The organism is Pseudorhodoferax sp. (assembly GCF_047601025.1).
Lineage (GTDB): Bacteria > Pseudomonadota > Gammaproteobacteria > Burkholderiales > Burkholderiaceae_C > Pseudorhodoferax.
On sequence record NZ_JASGJZ010000001.1, the window covers coordinates 1,679,837 to 1,699,446 of the forward strand.

General features: G+C 73.1%; 18 protein-coding genes. 9 read left to right on the forward strand and 9 right to left on the reverse strand.

Annotated elements, in window-relative coordinates:
• Positions 1-33 precede the first annotated feature (33 nt).
• The gene (locus QM782_RS07830; RefSeq protein WP_415202350.1) at positions 34-957 is read right to left on the reverse strand and encodes a LysR family transcriptional regulator; all 924 of its coding nucleotides are present in this window, start codon (positions 955-957) and stop codon (positions 34-36) included.
• A 107-nt stretch (positions 958-1,064) separates the two neighbouring features.
• Here QM782_RS07830 and QM782_RS07835 point away from each other — a divergent pair, with 107 nt between their 5' ends.
• Positions 1,065-2,597, forward strand: a complete 1,533-nt coding sequence (locus QM782_RS07835) for a CoA-acylating methylmalonate-semialdehyde dehydrogenase (protein WP_415202351.1) — start codon at positions 1,065-1,067, stop codon at positions 2,595-2,597.
• A 42-nt stretch (positions 2,598-2,639) separates the two neighbouring features.
• Here QM782_RS07835 and QM782_RS07840 read toward each other — a convergent pair whose 3' ends face one another.
• Entirely contained in the window at positions 2,640-3,386 is a 747-nt protein-coding gene (locus tag QM782_RS07840) for an enoyl-CoA hydratase/isomerase family protein (RefSeq protein ID WP_415202352.1), read from the reverse strand.
• A gap of 180 nt (positions 3,387-3,566) precedes the next feature.
• On the opposite strand from QM782_RS07840, the gene QM782_RS07845 reads away from it, so the two are divergent.
• The 4 genes from QM782_RS07845 (at position 3,567) to QM782_RS07860 (ending at position 7,169) form a co-directional block, all read left to right on the forward strand.
• A complete protein-coding gene (locus tag QM782_RS07845) occupies positions 3,567-5,903 on the forward strand; it encodes an NADP-dependent malic enzyme (RefSeq protein WP_415202353.1) in 2,337 nt (778 codons plus the stop codon).
• A gap of 191 nt (positions 5,904-6,094) precedes the next feature.
• Complete coding sequence (locus QM782_RS07850; protein WP_415202354.1) at positions 6,095-6,520, forward strand: ribonuclease domain-containing protein; 426 nt, start codon at positions 6,095-6,097, stop codon at positions 6,518-6,520.
• A gap of 41 nt (positions 6,521-6,561) precedes the next feature.
• Positions 6,562-6,984 (forward strand): barstar family protein, encoded by a 423-nt coding sequence (locus tag QM782_RS07855; RefSeq protein WP_415202355.1) that lies wholly within the window; start codon positions 6,562-6,564, stop codon positions 6,982-6,984.
• Positions 6,985-7,040: 56 nt separating this feature from the next.
• On the forward strand, positions 7,041-7,169 hold the full coding sequence (locus tag QM782_RS07860) for a hypothetical protein (RefSeq protein ID WP_415202356.1): 129 nt from the start codon (positions 7,041-7,043) through the stop codon (positions 7,167-7,169).
• A 52-nt stretch (positions 7,170-7,221) separates the two neighbouring features.
• Here QM782_RS07860 and rsmA read toward each other — a convergent pair whose 3' ends face one another.
• The 3 genes from rsmA to QM782_RS07875 are packed head-to-tail and all read right to left on the reverse strand — an operon-like array spanning position 7,222 to position 11,752.
• The gene (gene rsmA, locus QM782_RS07865) at positions 7,222-7,980 is read right to left on the reverse strand and encodes a 16S rRNA (adenine(1518)-N(6)/adenine(1519)-N(6))-dimethyltransferase RsmA (RefSeq protein WP_415202357.1); all 759 of its coding nucleotides are present in this window, start codon (positions 7,978-7,980) and stop codon (positions 7,222-7,224) included.
• On the reverse strand, positions 7,977-9,338 hold the full coding sequence (locus QM782_RS07870; protein ID WP_415202358.1) for a peptidylprolyl isomerase: 1,362 nt from the start codon (positions 9,336-9,338) through the stop codon (positions 7,977-7,979). Before QM782_RS07870 ends, rsmA begins: the two co-directional genes overlap by 4 nt.
• Complete coding sequence (locus tag QM782_RS07875; protein WP_415202359.1) at positions 9,338-11,752, reverse strand: LPS-assembly protein LptD; 2,415 nt, start codon at positions 11,750-11,752, stop codon at positions 9,338-9,340. The genes QM782_RS07870 and QM782_RS07875 overlap by 1 nt, the downstream gene beginning before the upstream one ends.
• Before the next feature lie 125 nt (positions 11,753-11,877).
• Here QM782_RS07875 and QM782_RS07880 point away from each other — a divergent pair, with 125 nt between their 5' ends.
• The 3 genes from QM782_RS07880 to QM782_RS07890 all read left to right on the forward strand — a co-directional run bounded on the left by QM782_RS07880 (position 11,878) and on the right by QM782_RS07890 (position 14,361).
• The gene (locus QM782_RS07880; protein ID WP_415202360.1) at positions 11,878-12,987 is read left to right on the forward strand and encodes an aminoglycoside phosphotransferase family protein; all 1,110 of its coding nucleotides are present in this window, start codon (positions 11,878-11,880) and stop codon (positions 12,985-12,987) included.
• A 10-nt stretch (positions 12,988-12,997) separates the two neighbouring features.
• Entirely contained in the window at positions 12,998-13,720 is a 723-nt protein-coding gene (locus QM782_RS07885; protein ID WP_415202361.1) for a 16S rRNA (uracil(1498)-N(3))-methyltransferase, read from the forward strand.
• A 125-nt stretch (positions 13,721-13,845) separates the two neighbouring features.
• On the forward strand, positions 13,846-14,361 hold the full coding sequence (locus tag QM782_RS07890; RefSeq protein WP_415202362.1) for a YidB family protein: 516 nt from the start codon (positions 13,846-13,848) through the stop codon (positions 14,359-14,361).
• A gap of 30 nt (positions 14,362-14,391) precedes the next feature.
• Here QM782_RS07890 and QM782_RS07895 read toward each other — a convergent pair whose 3' ends face one another.
• The 4 genes from QM782_RS07895 to QM782_RS07910 all read right to left on the reverse strand — a co-directional run bounded on the left by QM782_RS07895 (position 14,392) and on the right by QM782_RS07910 (position 18,985).
• On the reverse strand, positions 14,392-15,858 hold the full coding sequence (locus QM782_RS07895) for a M20 family metallopeptidase (RefSeq protein ID WP_415202363.1): 1,467 nt from the start codon (positions 15,856-15,858) through the stop codon (positions 14,392-14,394).
• Positions 15,859-15,928: 70 nt separating this feature from the next.
• Positions 15,929-17,053, reverse strand: a complete 1,125-nt coding sequence (locus QM782_RS07900; protein ID WP_415202364.1) for an alpha/beta fold hydrolase — start codon at positions 17,051-17,053, stop codon at positions 15,929-15,931.
• Between the two features lie 100 nt (positions 17,054-17,153).
• Positions 17,154-17,987, reverse strand: a complete 834-nt coding sequence (locus tag QM782_RS07905) for an amidohydrolase family protein (protein ID WP_415202365.1) — start codon at positions 17,985-17,987, stop codon at positions 17,154-17,156.
• A complete protein-coding gene (locus QM782_RS07910) occupies positions 17,984-18,985 on the reverse strand; it encodes an aldo/keto reductase (RefSeq protein WP_415202366.1) in 1,002 nt (333 codons plus the stop codon). Before QM782_RS07910 ends, QM782_RS07905 begins: the two co-directional genes overlap by 4 nt.
• Before the next feature lie 112 nt (positions 18,986-19,097).
• Between QM782_RS07910 and QM782_RS07915 the strand changes: the two genes are divergently transcribed.
• A complete protein-coding gene (locus QM782_RS07915) occupies positions 19,098-19,520 on the forward strand; it encodes an RbsD/FucU family protein (RefSeq protein WP_415202367.1) in 423 nt (140 codons plus the stop codon).
• Positions 19,521-19,610: the final 90 nt, after the last annotated feature.

Genomic DNA, 19,610 nt, shown 5'->3' on the forward strand with positions numbered 1-19,610 from the left:
CGCAGGCGCCCCGTTGAGGACCGCCAGGCTGCGTCAGGCGCCGAAGCCGTCGGCGAAGGCCTGCCGCAGGTAAGCCACGAAGGCTTCCACCGCGCGCGGAACGTAGGGCGCGTAGGGCCGGATCGCGTAGAGCGTCTCGCTGAAGGGGCCCTCGACCTTCCAGTCCGGCAGCACCTGCTGCAGCTGGCCGGCGCGCAACGCGGCCTGGGCGCTGAAATCGGGCACCAGCGCGATGCCCAGGCCGGCCAGCGCGGCGTCGCGCAGCGCCTCGCTGTTGTTGGCCGCGAAGGCGCCGGCCACCGGCACCACCACGCGCGCGCCGCCGCGCAGCAGCGTCCAGCCCGCCACCTGGCCGGCGCGCGGATAGTGCAGGCAGTCGTGCGCGCGCAGCACATCCGGATCGGCCGGCACGCCGCGCCGGCGCAGGTAGGCGCGGCTGGCCACCAGCAGCGAACGCGTGGGCGCCAGCCGCCAGGCCACGTGCGTCTCGGGCGGTGCGGCGGTGTGGCGCACGGCGAGGTCGAAGCCTTCCACGGCCAGCGTGCGCAGGCCGTCGGAGAGATCGAGCTCCAGCCGCACCTGCGGGTGCGCGCGCAGGAAGTCGGGCAGGCGCGGCACCAGCTGCTGGCGCGCGAAGGCCACCGGCGCCGTCACGCGCAGCAGGCCCTGCGGCGCGTCCGCCAGGTCGCGCACGGCGGCGAAGCTCTGCTGGATCTGCGCGAAGGCGCCGCGCGTGCCGTCGGCCAGGCGCTGGCCGGCCTCGGTCAGCCGCACGCTGCGGGTGGTGCGCTGCACCAGCGGCACGCCGGCGGCGCGCTCCAGCTCGGCGATGCGCTGGCTCATCGCGGCCTTGCTGATGCCCAGCCGCGCCGCGGCGGCGGTGAAGCTGCCATGCTCGCCCAGCACCGCCAGCGCGTGCAGCGTGCTCCAGAGCGCGTCGGCTTTTTCGGATTGCATGGGATGCATTGTTCACCATGACGAACAATCAGTTCAGGCCGCTTGGCTGTACAAGGCCGGCGCGTGTTCCTAGACTGCCGGCCTCATCCCCTTCGAGCGAGACACCCATGCAGCGCGACCTGCCCGCCACCCCCGCCTACACCGACAGCGCCGAAGTGGCGCACTTCATCGCCGGCCAGCCCACCCCCGGCGTGGGCCAGCGCACGCAGGCCGTGTTCAACCCGGCCCTCGGCACCGAGGCGCGCCGCCTGCGCCTGGCCGAGCGCGCCGACGTGGACGCCGCCGTCGCGGCGGCCCAGGCCGCCTTCCCGGCCTGGGCCGACACGCCGCCGATCCGCCGCGCGCGCGTGCTGCTGAAGTTCCTGGAGCTGGTCAACCAGCGCAAGGACGAACTGGCCGCGATGATCACGGCCGAGCACGGCAAGGTGTTCACCGACGCGCAGGGCGAGGTCTCGCGCGGCATCGACATCATCGAGTTCGCCTGCGGCGTGCCGCAGCTGCTCAAGGGCGACTTCACCGACCAGGTCTCCACCGGCATCGACAACTGGACGCTGCGCCAGCCGCTGGGCGTGGTGGCCGGCATCACGCCGTTCAACTTCCCGGTGATGGTGCCGATGTGGATGTTCCCGGTGGCCATCGCCGCGGGCAACACCTTCGTGCTCAAGCCCAGCGAGCGCGACCCCTCGCCCTCGCTGTTCATCGCGCAGCTGCTGCAGCAGGCCGGCCTGCCGGACGGCGTGTTCAACGTGGTGCAGGGCGACAAGGTCGCCGTCGACGCGCTGCTGGAGCACCCGGACGTCAAGGCCGTCAGCTTCGTCGGCTCCACGCCGATCGCGCAATACATCTACGAGACCGGCGCGCGCCACGGCAAGCGCGTGCAGGCCCTGGGCGGCGCCAAGAACCACATGGTGGTGATGCCCGACGCCGACATCGACCAGGCCGTGGACGCGCTGGTCGGCGCCGGCTACGGCTCGGCCGGCGAGCGCTGCATGGCGATCTCGGTCGCGGTGCTGGTCGGCGACGCGGCCGACAAGGTGGTGCCGCTGCTGGCCGAGCGCGCGAAGAAGCTGGTCGTCAAGAACGGCATGGAGCTGGACGCCGAGATGGGCCCGATCGTGACCCGGCAGGCGCTGGAGCGCATCGAGGGCTACATCGCGACCGGCGTCGAGGAAGGCGCCGAGCTGGTGGTGGACGGCCGCAACTTCCAGGTGCCGGGCCACGCGCAGGGCTTCTTCACGGGTGGCACGCTGTTCGACAAGGTGACGCCCGAGATGCGCATCTACAGGGAAGAGATCTTCGGCCCGGTGCTGGCCTGCGTGCGCGTGCCCGACTTCGCGGCGGCGGTGGACCTGATCAACCGGCACGAGTTCGGCAACGGCACGGCCTGCTTCACGCGCGACGGCAACGTGGCGCGCGAGTTCGCGCGGCGCATCCAGGTCGGCATGGTCGGCATCAACGTGCCGATCCCGGTGCCGATGGCCTGGCACGGCTTCGGCGGCTGGAAGAAGAGCCTGTTCGGCGACATGCACGCCTACGGCGAGGAGGGCGTGCGCTTCTACACCAAGCAGAAGTCCATCATGCAGCGCTGGCCGGAGAGCATCGGCAAGGGTGCCGAGTTCGTGATGCCGACAGCCAAGTGACGCGGGCGGCGCGGCGCCGGCCCGCGACGGCCCGCGCGCGGCTCAGCGGCCGCTGAACCGCGGCGCGCGCTTGCCGGCCCAGGCCGCCAGCCCTTCCTGCAGGTCGGCCGAGGCGGCGGCGCGGGCGATGTCGGCCTCCAGCGCCCGGGCGTCGACCGCGCCGCGCGCGATGCGGTTCAGGTGCTTCTTCATGCCCAGCAGGGCCAGCGGCGCCATCGCGGCCAGGCGCGCGGTCAGCGCATCGGCCTCGGCCGCCAGCGCCTCGGGTGCGACCAGGTGCGTCAGGAAGCCGATCGCGCGCATCTCCTCGGCGCCGATGCGCTCGGCCGTCAGGCACAGGCGCTTGGCCTGGTCCAGGCCCAGGCGGCTGACGTAGCGCTCCATCCCGCGCGCGTAGAAGTGCAGGCCCAGCCGCGCAGCCGGCATGAACAGGTCGATGCCCTGCGCGCCGAGCCGGAAGTCGCAGGCCAGCGCGAGGTCGGTCGCGCCGCCGTAGACGCCGCCCTGCAGCAGCGCCAGCGTCACCGGGCGCGCCTCCTCCAGCGCGTTGGCCAGCGCCTCGAACGCGCGCGGCTGGGCCGGGTCGATCCGGCCGATGTCGAAGCCGCTGCAGAAGTAGCGGCCGGTGGAGGCCAGGCGCAGCACCAGCACCTCGGGCCGGGCGTTCACGGTGGCGATGTGGCCGGCCAGCACGTCCAGGTCCTGCGGCTCCAGGCGGTTGGCCTGCTCGGGGCGGCGCAGCGTCAGGGTGGCGACGGGGCCGGCGATGTCCAGAAGGGGCACGTCCATGGGCGGGATGTTCCCACAGGCCGTCGACGCCCCGCAGCCGGCACCTCCTGGGGCCCGGCTGCCTGCACCGCGGGCCCGTGCATCGCCTCGCGCGCCCGGCCTACAATCGCGCTCCCTTGAAAAGCACCAGCGGGCTCCGCCGAGCGACGAGGCCGGACGCTCGCGCCTGAGGAGACTCGCATGGCCCCCCCTTCCACTTCCGCCGGTACCGCGGACAAGCGCGCTGAACTGCGCCAGGCAGCGCTCGAATACCACGAGTTCCCGACCCCCGGCAAGGTCGCGGTCGCCGCGACCAAGCAGCTGGTCAACCAGCGCGACCTGGCGCTGGCCTACTCGCCCGGCGTGGCCGCGCCCTGCGAGGAGATCGTCAAGGATCCGAACGCGGCCTTCCGCTACACCTCGCGCGGCAACCTGGTGGCCGTGATTTCCAACGGCACGGCGGTGCTGGGCCTGGGCGACATCGGCCCGCTGGCGTCCAAGCCGGTCATGGAAGGCAAGGGCGTGCTGTTCAAGAAGTTCGCCGGCGTCGACGTGTTCGACATCGAGATCGACGAGAAGGACCCGAAGAAGCTGGTCGACGTGATCGCCGCGCTGGAGCCGACCTTCGGCGCGATCAACCTGGAGGACATCAAGGCCCCGGACTGCTTCTACGTCGAGCGCGAGTTGCGCAAGCGCATGAAGATCCCGGTGTTCCACGACGACCAGCACGGCACGGCCATCACCGTGGCCGCCGCGATGCTGAACGGCCTGCAGGTCGTGGGCAAGAACATCGCCGAGGTCAAGCTGGTGGCCTCGGGCGCCGGCGCGGCGGCGCTGGCCTGCCTGAACCTGCTGCTGAAGGTGGGCCTCAAGCGCGAGAACGTCTGGGTGACCGACCTGGCCGGCGTGGTCTACCAGGGCCGCACCGAGCTGATGGACGATGACAAGGCCCAGTTCGCGCAGCCGACCGAGCTGCGCACGCTGGCCGAGGTCATCGCCGGCGCCGACGTGTTCCTGGGCCTGTCGGCCGGCGGCGTGCTCAAGCCGGCCATGGTGGCCACCATGGCGCCGCGGCCGGTGATCTTCGCGCTGGCGAACCCGAATCCCGAGATCACGCCGGAGGACGCCCGCTCGGTGCGCGACGACGTGGTCATGGCCACCGGCCGCACGGACTACCCGAACCAGGTCAACAACGTCCTGTGCTTCCCGTACATCTTCCGCGGCGCGCTGGACTGCGGCGCGACCACCATCACCGACGAGATGGAGATCGCCGCGGTGCATGCCATCGCCGACCTGGCCCGGGCCGAGCAGAGCGAAGTGGTGGCCGCGGCCTATGCCGGCGAGCAGCTGGCCTTCGGCCCCGAGTACCTGATCCCCAAGCCGTTCGACCCGCGGCTGATGATGAAGATCGCGCCGGCCGTGGCCGCGGCCGCCGCCGCCAGCGGCGTGGCGCTGCGCCCGATCGCCGACATGGACGCCTACCGCGACCGGCTGCAGAGCTTCGTCTACGCCTCGGGCACGACGATGAAGCCGATCTTCACGGCCGCCAAGAACGCCGCCCGCAAGCGCGTGGCGTTCTCCGAGGGCGAGGAAGAGCGCGTGCTGCGCGCCTGCCAGATCGTGGTGGACGAAGGCATCGCCCGGCCCACGCTGATCGGCCGGCCGGCCATCATCGCCCAGCGCGTCGAGAAGTTCGGCCTGCGCCTGCAGCAGGACCGCGACTACGACGTGGTGGACACCGACTTCGACGCGCGCTACCGCGACTTCTGGCAGACCTACCACCGCATGACCGAGCGCAAGGGCATCACCCAGCAGGTCGCCAAGATCGAGATGCGCCGGCGGCTGACGCTGATCGGCGCCATGCTGCTGCACAAGGGCGAGGTCGACGGGCTGATCTGCGGCACCTGGGGCACCACGCAGAACCACCTGCACTACATCGACCAGGTCATCGGCAAGCGCCCCGGCGGCAGCGACAGCACGCCGCAGGACGTGCCGATCTACGCCTGCATGAACGGGCTGATGCTGCCGGGCCGGCAGGTGTTCCTGGTCGACACCCACGTCAACTACGACCCGACCGCCGAGGAGCTGGCCGAGATCACGACCATGGCGGCCGAGGAGATGATGCGCTTCGGCCTCAAGCCCAAGGCGGCGCTGCTGTCGCACTCCAACTTCGGCACCAGCGAGCATCCCAGCGCCGTCAAGATGCGCCGCACGCTGGCCCTGCTGCGCGAGCAGGCGCCGTGGCTCGAGGTCGACGGCGAGATGCACGGCGACGTGGCGCTGGACGGCCGCCAGCGCGCCCGCCAGATGCCGCACTCCACGCTGGCCGGCGACGCGAACCTGTTGGTGCTGCCCAACATCGATTCGGCCAACATCGCCTACAACCTGCTCAAGACCGCGGCCGGCGGCAACATCGCGATCGGCCCGGTGCTGCTGGGCGCGGCCAAGCCGGTGCACATCCTCACGGCCAGCGCCACGGTGCGGCGCATCGTGAACATGACCGCGCTGACCGTGGCCGACGCCAACGCGGTGCGCTGAAGCAGCGGCGCCTGCCACGCCCGGGCAGGCGCCGCCCCAAAATACGCGACAGACCCCTTGGCCCATGCCCGTTTTTTGGGCATGGGCCTTGCCTTTCCGGACCCCTTGGGGCACACTAGCGCGCTTTGATCCGGGGGTTAACCCGGAGTCCGCGCAACACACCCGCGGGCCTGCGCGCCAAGCCCATTCCCATGTCGCCCACCACCCAATACCTTTCCGGCAGATCCCTGCTGGCCGGCCTCTCGCGGGGCGTGGTGCGGAGCATGGCGGCGCTGGCGCTGCTGGCGGGCAACCTGCCGGCGGCACAGGCCCGGCAGTCCACGGACGCGGCGGCCATCGCGCTGGCGGAACTGCCGGCCGACGGCCGCACCGCCTATGCGCGCATCCTGCGGGGCGGCCCGTTTCCGTTCGAGAAGGACGGCGTGGTGTTCTTCAACCGCGAGCGCCTGCTGCCGCCGATGCAGCGCGGCTACTACCGCGAGTACACCGTGGCGCGGACCGGCGCCCGCAGCCGCGGCGCCCGGCGCATCGTCTGCGGCGGCCTGCAGCCCACGGCGCCGGACGGTTGCTACTACACCAGCGACCACTACGCCAGTTTTCGGAAGATCGCCCCGTAAGGGCGGCGGTGCATTTGTTTTTGTGAGACCGAGGTATCTTGATGACCAACGTTAATGCGGAGCCGGATACGCCGCTCCGTACGGTGCGAACCAACATCGTCCAGTCGATCCGGGCGTTCCGCGTGCACGACCTGCAGGAAGCCGCCAAGGCCATGGGCCACCACTTCCTGTACGCCAACCTGGCCAATGCGCAAAGCAAGCAGGACGTGCTGGACCTGATCGCGCAGCAGTTCACGTTCCCGACGCATTTCGGCAAGAACTTCGACGCGCTGTACGACTGCATGACGGACCCGCTGCACAAGTCGGGCCCGCAGCCCGGCTTCATCGTCGTGCTGGAGCAGATCCCGGCCAACGCGAAGTTCGACAAGGAAGCGCGCGAGCAGCTGCTGGACATCTTCCGCGACGCGGCGGACTACTGGGGCGACCGGAAAATACCGTTCCGCTGTTTCTATTCTTTTCTGTAGCCCGTTCCGCACACACCAGCCAAGCGGAACGGGCGAACGAGGCTCAGGGCGATGCCGTGTCGGGCATCGACATCACGACGGACACGGGCGAGAAGATGCCGACCGACAAGTTGGTCGACGTGTCGCCGCTGGCGCTGCGCATGAGCAGCCCCTTCAACGCCGGCTACTGGCTCACGGCCGCCTGAACGGCCCGCCCGGCGCTGCGCCCGACGACGCCCGTCCCGCGACGGGCGTTTCTCATGGCACCAGCGCCTGCGCCAGCGCCACGTATTCGGCCACCGGCACCTCCTCGGCCCGGCGCTGCAGGTCGAAGCCGCCCTGGAAGCCGCGCGCGTCCAGCCAGCGGCCCAGGCCGTGGCGCAGCAGCTTGCGGCGCTGGCCGAAGGCGGCCTGCACCAGCTCGCCCAGCAGGGCGGCATCGAGCGCCGGCGGCGCGGCCAGCGGCTCCATGCGCACGACGGCGCTGTCCACCCGCGGCGGCGGATCGAAGCTGGCGGGCGGCACGAACAGCACGTTCTCCATCGCATAGCGCCACTGCAGCATCACGCTCAGGCGGCCGTACGCCGCCGTGGCCGGCGCGGCGACCATGCGGTCGACGACCTCCTTCTGCAGCATGAAGTGCTGGTCCTGCACCACGTCCACCTGCTCCAGCAGGCGGAACAGGATGGGCGTGGAGATGTTGTAGGGCAGGTTGCCAACCACGCGCAGCCGCCGGCCCGGCGGCGCCAGCGCGCGGAAATCGACCTTCAGCACGTCGGCCTCGACCACCGTGAGCTGCGGATGGCCGCGCAGCCGCGCGGCCAGGTCGCGGTCCAGCTCGACGACCGTCAGCCGGCCCAGGCGCTCGACCAGCGGCTGCGTCAGCGCGGCCAGGCCGGGGCCGATCTCCACCATCGGCTCGCCCGGCTGCGGCGCGATCGCGCGGACGATGGCGTCGACCACGCCGGGATCGGACAGGAAGTGCTGGCCGAAGCGCTTGCGCGCGACGTGCTTCATTGCGGCGGTTCGCGGAACTCGACGTAGGCGTTGGCGCGCAGTTCCTGCAGCCAGGCGCGGTAGGCCTCTTCCATCTTGCGCTCGCGCACCATGGCGCGCGCGACCTCGCGCTGCTCGCGCGGGTTGAGCCGGTACTGCCGGCGCTCGAGCAGCTGGATCAGGTGCACGCCGAAGCGCGAGACGATGGGCTCGGAGATCTCGCCGGGGCGCAACGCCTCCAGCACCTCCTCGAACTCGGGCACGAACTGGCCGGGATTGGACCAGCCCAGGTCGCCGCCCTCGGCCGCGCTGCCGTCCTGCGAGCTGGCGCGCGCCATCGCGGCGAAGTCGGCCTGGCCGGCCTCGATCCGGCGCTTGATCGCGGCCAGCCGCTCGCGCGCCTGGGCCTCGGTCAGCTGCGGGCTCACGCGCAGCAGGATGTGGCGCGCATGCTGCTGGGTGACGGTCTGCAGCGCGCCGCCGGCCTGGCGCTTCTCGACCACCTTGAGCACGTGGAAGCCGGCGCCGGAGCGGACCGGGGCGCTGACGCCGCCGGCCGGCAGCTGGGCCGTGGCCTGCAGGAACAGCTCGGGATAGCGGTCCGGGCTGCGCAGGCCCATCTCGCCGCCGCTGGCGGCGGCATCGGGCGCATCGGAGAAGGCCCGCGCCAGCGCCGCGAAATCCTCGCCGGCGCGGGCACGGCGCTCGACCTCCTGCGCGCGCGCCTCGCGCTCGGCCACCTGCTGCGGCGAGGCGCCCTCGGGCACGGCCACCAGCACCTGGGCCAGGTTGATCTCGCTGGGCTGGGCGGCCGGCGCGGTGCTGGCCCGCTCGCGCAGGTATTGCTCGACCTCGGCGTCGGTCACGCTGACGCGCGACTGCAGCTCGCGCTCGCGCAGGCGCGAGATCATGATCTGGTTGCGGATCTCGTCGCGGAACTGCGCCGGGCTGAGGCCGTCCTGCGCCAGCCGGCGGTGCAGCTCGGGCACGTCGATGCCGTTCTGCCGCGCCACGTTCTGCTCGCCCAGGTTCACCGCGGCGTCGTCCACCTTGATGCCCTGCTCGCGCGCCTGCTGCAGCTGGGCGTGCTCGATGACCAGACTCTCCAGCACCTGGCGCACCAGCTCGGCGTGCGGCGGCGCCTGCACGCCCTGCTGGCGCAGCTGCTGCACGGCGCGCACCAGGCGGCGCTGCACGTCCTGGTTGGTGATGGGCTCGGAGTTGACGACGGCCACGATGTAGTCCGACGGCTGCGGCGCGCCGGCGGCCGCCGGCTGCGCCAGGGCGGCGGCCGGCACCGCGCACCAGCCGGCCAGCGCCAGCGCCATGGCGGACAGAACGGAAGCGGCCCGGGGGCCGGGGTGCGGGAACTCGGACATCAGTCGTAGGAGCCGAAGCGGCTCGAAGTGGTGACCTGCTCGCGCAGGAACTGGTAGCGGGGAATGCTGTCGCGCAGCGTGCGCAACGGACTGGAGCCCAGCCGGGCCAGGCCGATGAACTCGATCTGGAACATGAACTTGGTGTTGGCCGAGGCATCGGAGCGCTGCACGCGCTGCACGACGAAGCGGCCGATCCAGCAGCCGCCGTCGTATTCCATGCCCATGATGGAGTCCACGAACTTGCGGTCCTCCAGGCTGTAGATCAGCCGGCCCACGCTGTACCAGCGGCCCGGCCCCTGGCCCAGCCCGGCGCCGAGGTCCTTGCCGCGGTCGCCCCACAGGTCGTTCAGCGGCCACTGCCAGCCCAGGTCGATCTGCTCGCTCTGCGGCAGCCCGCTGCTGGCGCGCTGCATGCGGTAGGCCGCGCTGACCACGCGGTAGTTGCCGGGACTGTAGCGCCCGCCCAGCGTGAAGCGTTCGGAGCGCTGCGTCTTCGGGTTGTACTGGACCATGGTGTCGGTCGACCAGGTCGGCGCCCAGTTGACCGAGGCGCCGGCCAGGAAGTCGCTGACGCGGTCGTCCACGACCGCGCCGCCGGGCAGGAACACCCGCTGGTCCTTGAAGCGCAGCCGCTGCGCCACCCCGAAGCGCGCGACCTCGCCGCCGGTGTCCGGCTCCAGCAGGCGCGTGGTGACGCCCAGCGTCAGCACGTTGCTGTCGGAGATGCGGTCGTTGCCGACGTAGGCGTTCTCGCTGTAGATGCTCGCGAAATTGAAGTCGGTCGTGCTCGAGTCGTAGTTCGGCAGGTAGTTCTGGTCGCGGTACGGCGTGTTGACGTAGAACGCGCGCGGCTCCAGCGTCTGGCGCCAGGCGCGGCCGAAGAGGTTCGCGTCGCGCTCGAAGATCAGGCCGCTGTCCAGGCTGAAGGTCGGCACCGTGCGGCTGGCGCTGGTGCGGCCGCCGGCCAGCGGCGCGTCGAACGTGTAGTGCGCGGCGTGCAGCTGCAGCTTGGGCGTGACGAACCAGCCCGGGCGCACCCAGGGCCGGCTGATCTGGCCCAGCAGGTAGCTGCGCTTGGCGTTGGGCTGCAGCGTCAGGCTGCGGTCGGCCGAGAACTGCGTGTAGTCGGCATCGACCGAGAAGTCGAAGCCACCCACGTCGTAGCGGGCATAGCGGCCGGTGAGCTGCGGCAGCCGGTCGTACGGCGGCACGATCGGCGCGCTGAGGTCCTGCAGCGTCTGGTACTTCAGCGCCCGCAGGTTGGCCGAGAAGTCGCCCCGTGCCCAGCTCAGGTTGGCATCGGTGGTGCGCAGGCGCTCGGTCAGCTCGGTGGTGGACTTGGTGAAGTCGCGCCAGTAGTTGTTGTCGCTGACGCGGTTGGCGTTCAGCGAGAAGCCGAGGTTGCCCAGGACCGGCAGGCCGGTGGAGATCACGCCGACGTGCTTGGCCTCGTAGGACCAGCGCTGGCGGTCGCGCAGCCGGTCGTCGGGCATGTAGTCCAGACGCACCTGCCCCTGGTACGTCGGCTCCAGGTAGCGGAACTCGCCGCCCAGCAGCACGCCGCGCTTGCTCATGACCGTGGGGTACAGCGTGGCATCGCGGTTGGGCGCGATGTTCCAGTAGTAGGGCAGCGTCAGCTCCAGGCCGGCCAGGTTGTCCAGCGCCACGGTCGGCGGCAGGAAGCCGGACTTGCGCCGCTCGCTCAGCGGGAAGCTGAAGCTGGGCAGCGCCAGGATCGGCACGTCCTTGAAGCGCAGCACGCCGCCCCGGGCGCGGCCGACGTCCTCCTCGCTGTCGACGTTCAGCGTGGTGGCCGTCAGCACCCAGTCGGGCAGCCAGCTCGGGCCGGGCTGGCGCCGGCAGGTGGTGTAGCTCGCGTCGTGCAGCACCGAGCGCTGCTCGTCCAGGAAGTCCACGCGGCTGGCCTGGCCATGGGCGCCGGCGCGCAGCAGCTGGTAGCGCGGGCTCTGGAAGAAACCCTCGAAGGCGTCGAGCTTGAGTTCCAGCGCCGGGCCTTCGTAGACGTTGCCGGCGCGGTTGATGCGCACGTTGCCGGTGCCCTTGGCCAGGTCCGTGGCCTGGTCGTACTCCAGCCGGTCGGCCTGGATCACGGTGTCGCCGCGGCGGATCATCGCGTCGCCCTCGAGCACCGTCTCCAGGTCGGGCCGGCCGGAGCTGCGCTGGCCGGAGAAGAAGGTGGGCAGTTGCCCGCGCAGTTCGCGCGGCAGGTTTTCCTGCAGCATCTCGCTGGGCCGCAGCGCCAGCGGCTCGGCGGCCGCGCCCGCCTGCGCCCGCCCGTCGGCGGCGCCCAGCGCCAGGACCAGGGCGGCGCAGGCGCCGGCCACCTCGCGCAGCGCAGGACGGCGGGCCGCGGGGCCCGGGCCCGGCGGCGCAAGAAAATTCGCGGGAGGCATCGAAGGGATCAGGGACGGTCCGGACATCCGGGAGCGCGGTCAACGGTCGGGTCGGTGGCACGGCCGCGCGGCGGCCTCGTACCCCAGGGCTCGCCGGCAACCCGGCTTCGTAGAATCAATTATCCATGAGCCCGCATCCCGCCCCCGCCACCCGCCCCGCACGCCCCGTGGCCTGGGCCGACCCCGAGCGCGAGGCCGCCTTCGGCCGCTGGCTCGCCGCCGTCGCGCCGCGCCACGGGCTGCAGCCCGACAGCCTGCGCCTGGCCTCGGCCGACGCGAGCTTCCGCCGCTACCTGCGCATCGCCACCGCCGGCGGCGGCACCCGCATCGTCATGGACGCGCCGCCCGACAAGGAGAACAGCGAGCCCTTCGTGCGCATCGCCGCGCTGATGCGCACCGCCGGGCTGGTCGTGCCCGAGGTGTTGGAATGGCAGCGCGAGGACGGCTTCCTGCTGCTGACCGACCTGGGCACGCAGACCATGATGCAGGGCATGGACCCCACCCGGCCCGAGCCCAACGCGGCCCGCTACGGGCAGGCCATCGACGCGCTGGTCGCCTGGCAGCTGGCCTCGCGCCCCGGGGTGCTGCCGCCCTACGACCGCGCCGTGCTGGAGCGCGAGCTGGCGCTGTTCCCGGACTGGTACCTGGCGCGCCACCGCGGCGTGCGGCTCACCGATGCGCAGCGCGCCACGCTGGACCAGGCCTTCGCCGCCATCGTCGCCGAGAACCTGGCCGCGCCCGCCGTCTACGTGCACCGCGACTTCATGCCGCGCAACCTGATGCTGCTGCCGGACGACGCCACGCGCCTGGGGGTGCTGGACTTCCAGGACGCGCTGTACGGCCCGGTCACCTACGACATCGCCAGCCTGATGCGCGACGCCTTCCTGAGCTGGGACGAGGACTTCGTGCTCGACGTCACCGTGCGCTACTGGCAGCAGGCCCGCAAGGCCGGGCTGCTGGGTGCCGCCAGCGCGCACGGCTGGGGCGAGGACTTCGGCGACTTCTACCGCGCCGTCGAATGGATGGGCCTGCAGCGGCACCTGAAGGTGGCCGGCATCTTCGCGCGGCTGACGCTGCGCGACGGCAAGCCGCGCTACCTGGAAGACACGCCGCGCTTCATCGCCTACATCCGCTCCACGGCCGGCCGCTACTGCGAGCTGGCGCCGCTGCTGCGCCTCGTGGACCAGATCGAGGGCACGCAGCCCGTCACCGGCTACGCCTACGGGCGGATGTGAGCCAGGGCACGTGCCGCGCATCCACTGCCCGGCGCCGCTGGCCAGCGGCGCGCTGATCGACCTGCCGCCCAACGCCGCGCGCCACGTGCAGGTGCTGCGGCTGCAGCCCGGCGACGCGCTGACGCTGTTCGACGGCCGCGGCGGCGAGTACGACGCCCGCATCGTCCGCATGGGCCGCAGCGAGGTGCGGGCCGAGGTCGGCGCCCACCACGCGGTCGAGCGCGAGCCGCCGCTGGCCGTGCACCTGGCCGTCGGCATGCCGGCCAACGAGCGCATGGACTGGCTGGTGGAAAAGGCCGCCGAGCTGGGCGCGGCCAGCATCCAGCCGCTGGAAACCGCGCACGGCGTGCTGCGCCTGGCCGGCGAGCGCGCGCAGAAGAAGCAGGCGCACTGGCAGGCCGTGGCCGCCGCGGCCTGCGAGCAGTGCGGCCGCAACCGCGTGCCCACGGTCCACGCGGTGCAGCCGCTGGCGGCCTGGCTGGCCGGCCAGCCAGCCGGCCGGCACGGGCTGCTGCTGGCCTTCGCGCCGGACGCCCGGCCGCTGCGCCTGCCGCCGGCGGCGCACGGCGCCGCCGTCACCGTGCTGGGCGGGCCCGAGGGCGGGCTGACCGCGCAGGAGGAAGCCGCCGCACGCGCCGCCGGCTTCCTGCCCACCACGCTGGGTGCGCGCGTGCTGCGCGCCGAAACCGCCCCGCTGGCCGCCCTGGCCGGCCTGCTGGCCCTGGCGGCCTGAGCAGCGCGCCTGCAACCGGGCGTTTCGGTCCGGCATTGCGAGAAATCGATCACGCGCCTCACATTTCGGAACATCCGCGGAGCGCACAATGCCTGCCCTGTTCCCTTTTACAGCGAGGTATCACCATGGGCCTGCTCGACTCCATCCTGGGCTCCGTCCTGAACGGCGGCCAATCCCCCCAACAAGCGCCGGCCGCGCAGCAGGGCGGCCTCGGCGGCCTGCTTGGCGCGCTGGCCAGCAACCCGCAGCTGCTGCAGGTGCTGATGGGCCTGCTGATGGGCGGCCAGACGCGCTCGGCGCAGGCCGGCGGCGGCAGCAGCGCCGGTGGCCCGCTCGGCGGGCTGTTCGAGCAGTTCCAGCAGGCCGGCCTGGGCGACGTACTGGGCTCGTGGGTCGGCACCGGCCAGAACCAGGCGATCTCGGCCGAGCAGCTCGGCCAGGTATTCGGCCAGGACCGGCTGTCGGAGCTGGGCGCCCAGCTGGGTATGGGCGGCCAGGACCTGGCGAGCGAGCTGACGCAGATCCTGCCGCACCTGGTCGACCAGATGACGCCGCAGGGCCAGCTGCCGCAGCCCGGCGAGGGCGCCGCCGGCAACGAGGGCCTGTTCGGCATGCTGGAAGCGTTCGGGCAGCGGCGCTGAGCCCGAACCGCCGGTCCGCCGGCGGGCGGCTCAGCCCGCCGGGAATGCCGCGATCACCTGCGCGACCGCGGCCGTGAGCCGCTTGGCGTACGGCACGTGCAGGAACTCGTTGGGCCCGTGCGCGTTGCTGCGCGGGCCCAGCACGCCGCAGACCATCATCTGCGCCTTCGGGAACCCTTCGGACAGCATGTTCATCAGCGGGATCGTGCCGCCCTGGCCGATGTAGCCGCAGGGCGCGCCGAAATGCGCCTGCGAGGCGGCGTTCAGCGCCGCCTCGAACCACGGCGCCGTGGCCGGCGCGTTCCAGCCGGTGGCCGCGCCCTCGCCCTCGAAGGTCACGCGCGCCTGGTAGGGGGCGTCGTCCTCCAGCAGCGCCTTGAGCTGCTGCACCGCCCGCGCCGCGTCGACCAGCGGCGGCAACCGCAGCGAGAGCTTGAACGCGGTGTAGGGGCGCAGCACGTTGCCGGCGTTCTTCAGCGCGGGCAGCCCCTCGGCGCCGGTGACCGACAGCGCCGGCAGCCAGGTGCGGTTCAGCAGCGCCTGCACCGGGTCCGTCGTCGTGGGCAGCGCGGTCTGCACGGCGCCGCCGCAGTCGTGGTGCGCCCACGGAAAGCGCTTGTAGATCTCCTCGCCCAGGATGGCGGCGGTGGCCTGCGCCTGCGCCAGCCGTTCGGCCGGCACCTCGCAGTAGAAGCTGGCGGGCAGCAGGCGGCCGGTGGCGCTGTCCTCCAGCCGGTCCAGCACCTGGCGCATGATGCGGAAGCTGGACGGCACCAGGCCCGAGGCGTCGCCCGAGTGGATGCCCTCGGTCAGCACCTCGACCTTCAGCACGCCGCCGGCCAGGCCGCGCAGGCTGGTCGTGAGCCAGAGCTGGTCGTAGTTGCCGGCGCCGGAGTCCAGGCAGACCACCAGCGCCACCTCGCCCAGGCGCGCGCGCAGGGCATCCACGTAGGGCAGCAGGTCGTACGAACCGCTTTCCTCGCAGGTCTCGATCAGGCCGACGATGCGCGGGTGCGGGGCGTTCTGGGCCTTCAGCGCCTGCACGGCGGCGATGCTGGCGTAGACCGCGTAGCCGTCGTCGGCGCCGCCGCGGCCGTAGAGCCGGCCGTCCTCGTACTTGGGCGTCCAGGGGCCGAGGTCGCGGCGCCAGCCATCGAACTCGGGCTGCTTGTCCAGGTGGCCGTACATCAGCGCGGTGCCGGCGGCCGCGCTGCCGCTGGCCGCGATCTCGAAGAACAGCACCGGCGTGCGGCCCTCCAGCCGCACGATCTCCAGCTGCAGGCCGGGCACCTTCTGCGCCTCGACCCAGGCCGCGGCGTTGCGCAGCACGGCGTCGATGTGGCCGTGCCGGGCCCAGTCGGCGTCGAACGCGGGCGACTTGGCCGGGATCGCGATGTAGTCGGTCAGCTGGCGGACGATGTCGTCGTCCCAGGCGCGGGTGACGTGGGTCAGCGCGGCGGCGGCATCGAGCACGGAGGCGGGGACGCGGGCATTCATGGCAAGGGCTCCTGCGGGCGCAAAGAAGCCGATTGCATCACAGCCCGCCCCCGCCGGCCACGGCCGCGCCTCATTCCCGCAGGAAAGCCAGCAGGGCGTCGTTGAAGGCCTCGGAGTGCGACACGTTGAGCCCGTGCGGCGCGCCGGCGATGGTGACCAGGCGGCTGTGCGCGACGGCCCGGTGGGTGCGCAGGCCGGAGCCCTCGATCGGCACGATGGCATCGGCATCGCCGTGGAGCACCAGCGTGGGCACGGTGATCCTGCGCAGGTCCTCGCGGAAGTCGGTGCCGCCGAAGGCATCCATGCAGGCCAGCGCCGCGTGCTGGGCCGACTGGTGGCACAGGCCGACGGCCTCGCTGCGCTGCTCCTCGCCGACCTGCAGCACGCCGTGGGCCGAGAAGAAGCCGTGGGTGAACTGCTCGAAGAACGCGCCGCGGTCCGCCTGCAGCGCAGACTTCATCTGCCCCGCCTGGGCCGGCGTCAGCGGGCCCTCCGGATTGTCCGGCCCCTGCAGCAGGTACGGCGGCACGGCGGCGGCGAACACCACGCCGCGCAGCCGCGCTTCGCCGTGGCGGGCGATGTAGCGCGCCACCTCGCCACCGCCCATCGAGAAGCCGACCAGCGTGGCGTCCTGCAGGCCGCACTGGTCGAGCACGCGCGCCAGGTCGTCGGCCAGCGTGTCGTAGTCGTAGCCCTGCGGCGGCTTGTCGGAGCGGCCGAAGCCGCGCCGGTCGTACACCACGACGCGGCAGCCGGCCGCCTGCAGCACCTGCGTCTGCTGCGACCAGGCCTGGCCGGACAGGGGCCAGCCGTGGATCAGCACGACCGGCCGGCCGCTGCCGCCGCCGTCCTCCACGTGCAGGCGCACCGGGCCGTCGGCCGCGCCCGGGCGGACCGCCGCGCCGGCGGCCGCACCGCCCAGCGCGCCGGCCACGCCGCCGATGACGCCGCCCACCACCACGCCGACCGGCCCGGCCACCGCCACGCCGACCGCGGCGCCGGCCGCCGCACCGGCCATCGCGCCGCCGCCGACCAGCGCCGAGCCGGCTTCGCGCGCGGCCTCTTCCGGCCGCAGCGCGTACTGCGCGTCGGGCGAGGGGTCCTGCGAGGGCACGCCATGGCCCGGCCGGGCCTGCTCGGCGAGGTCGGGGTCGGTGGCCGGGACGGCGGGGGAAGGGGTGGTGGACGCGTTCATGGGCCTCTCCTGGTGACGGGCAAGCCCCTCGTTTCTAGCCCCCGCACCGGGCCGGGCGCGCCATCCGCGAGAGCGTCCGCCTGTCGGACGACCGGCAGCGTCAGGGCGCCGCCGCGCCGATGCCGTAGGCCCGGCGCGCCGTGCCCTCGAACACGGCCGCCCGGTCCGCCGGCGCGACCCAGCCCCGCGCCGCGGCCAGCCAGGCCGGGTAGCGGCCGGCCAGCTCCAGCACCGGCCAGTCGCTGCCCCACAGGCAGCGCGCGGGGCCGAAGGTGCCGAGCAGCCAGCGCGCATGGCGCTCCAGGGCCTCGACCGGCGCGCCGGCGGCGGCCTCGGTCCACAGGCCCGAGAGCTTGCAGAAGGCCGCCGTCTCGCGCGCCAGCCGCGCCAGCCCGTCGGTCCAGGCGGCCCAGCCCGCGGCGTCGCCCGGGATCGCCGGCTTGGCGCCGTGGTCGATCACCAGGACCAGGTCCGGATGGCGCGCGGCCAGCCGCAGCAGGCGCGGCAGGTGCCGGGGCTGGACCAGCGCGTCGAACGCCAGGCCGCAGCGCGCCATCGCCGCGAGCGCCGGCCGGAGCGCGTCCTGCAGGACCCAGTCCGGATCGGCGATGTCCTGCAGCATCGGGCGCAGGCCGCGCAGCTTGGGTCGGCGCGCCAGCGCCTCGATGCGCGCCGGCGCGTCCGGCGCCAGCAGGTCGGCCCAGCCGACGACGCCCAGCACCTCGGGGCATGGCGCGGCCGCGCGCAGCAGGAAGTCGGTCTCGGCCTCGGTCGGCGCGGCCTGCACCAGCACGCCGCCCTGCACGCCGCAGGGGCCGGCCACGGCGCGCCAGTCGGCCAGGGCCACGTCGCGGTGGATGGGGCCGAGCGCGGGCGTGAGCCAGCCGTAGTCGCCGCGCGCCAGCTGCCAGATGTGGAAGTGGGCGTCGATCACGGCGTGGGCGCCTGCGGCGGCAGCAGGCGTTCGTCGCGCAGCGCCTGCCAGAACGCCGCGGGGATGGGATGGGCCAGCATCGCGCGGCTGTCGCGCCACTGCGCCACGCTCTGCGCGCCGGCGACGACGATGTCGACCGCCGGGTGCGCCAGCGGGAACTGCAGCGCCGCCGCGCGCAGCGGCACGCCGTGCGCGGCGCAGACGCGCTCGACCGCCGCCGTGCGCGCGACCCAGGCCTGCGGCGCACGCGCGTAGTCGAAGCGCGGCTCGGCGCCGCCGCCCACGCCGGTGGCCAGGATGCCGGAGTTGAACACCCCGCCCAGCGCGATGCGCACGCCGCGCGCCGCGCACAGCGGCAGCAGTTCGTCCAGCGCCGCGTGGTCGATCAGGCTGTAGCGGCCGGCCAGCAGCAGGCAGTCCAGGTCCGCCCGGGCCAGCACGTCCAGGCAGATGCGCACGTCGTTCACGCCCAGCCCGACGGCGCCGACCAGGCCCTCGCGCTGCAGCGCGCGCAGCGTGGGCAGCGTCTCGTCCAGCACCTGGGCCAGCACGCGCGGCGCGGCCTCGCCGTGCGTGGCGGCGTCGCAGTCGTGCACGTAGGCCATGTCCAGCCGCGCCAGGCCCAGGCGCTGCAGGCTGTCCTCCACGCTGCGGCGCGTGCCGGCGCCCGAATAATCCCAGCGCTGTACGAACGGCAGCACCTGCACGTAGCCGTGCTGCGCGCGCGGCGCCCGCGCGTCGGGCGCCAGCACGCGGCCGACCTTGGTCGACAGGCAGAACACTGCGCGCGGCAGCGCGCGCAGCGCCTGGCCGAAGCGGTGCTCAGACAGCCCGTTGCCGTAGTGCGGCGCGGTGTCGAAGCTGCGGCAGCCGTCGGCCAGCGCCGCCGCCAGCACGGCCTGCGCCTGCGCCTCGGGCACGGCCTGGAACAGGTTGCCCAGCGGCGCACCGCCCAGGGCCAGGCGCGCGCCGTCGCCGCAGCCGGGGAACATCGGCATGTCTCCTCCTGGAACCGAAAGACCGCCGACCCTAGGGCCGGCATGCCGCCCGCGTCAACCGGGCATCTGCCGATGACGGCCCGGCGGCCGGCGCGCAGCATCGCGCCCCGCCATGCTGAAGAACCTCTCGCCGCTGCTCTCGCCCGACCTGCTGCACGCGCTGGCCTCCATGGGCCATGGCGACGAGATCGTGCTGGCCGACGCCTACTTCCCCGCCGCGGCGCTGGCCCAGCGCCTGGTGCGGCTGCCCGGCATCGCCGCCGACGCGGCGCTGGACGCCGTGCTGTCCGTGCTGCCGCTGGACGACTTCGTGCCCCAGCCCAGCTGCACGATGCAGGTGGTTGGCAACGTGGCCGAGGTGCCGCCGGCCGTCGCGCAGTTCACCGAGGTGCTGGCCCGGTACGGCCACGGCGCGCCCGGCGCGCTGGAGCGCCAGGCCTTCTACGACCGGGCGGCCAAGGCCTTCGCGGTGGTGGCCACGGGCGACACACGCACCTACGCGAACATCCTGCTCAAGAAGGGCGTCCTGAAGTGACCGCGCGCCGCGCGGCCGCGGCACACTGCCGGTGCCGCCGCGGCCGCGCCCCTGGATAACACCGAAGCGCGGGACCGGCGCTGCGCGTAT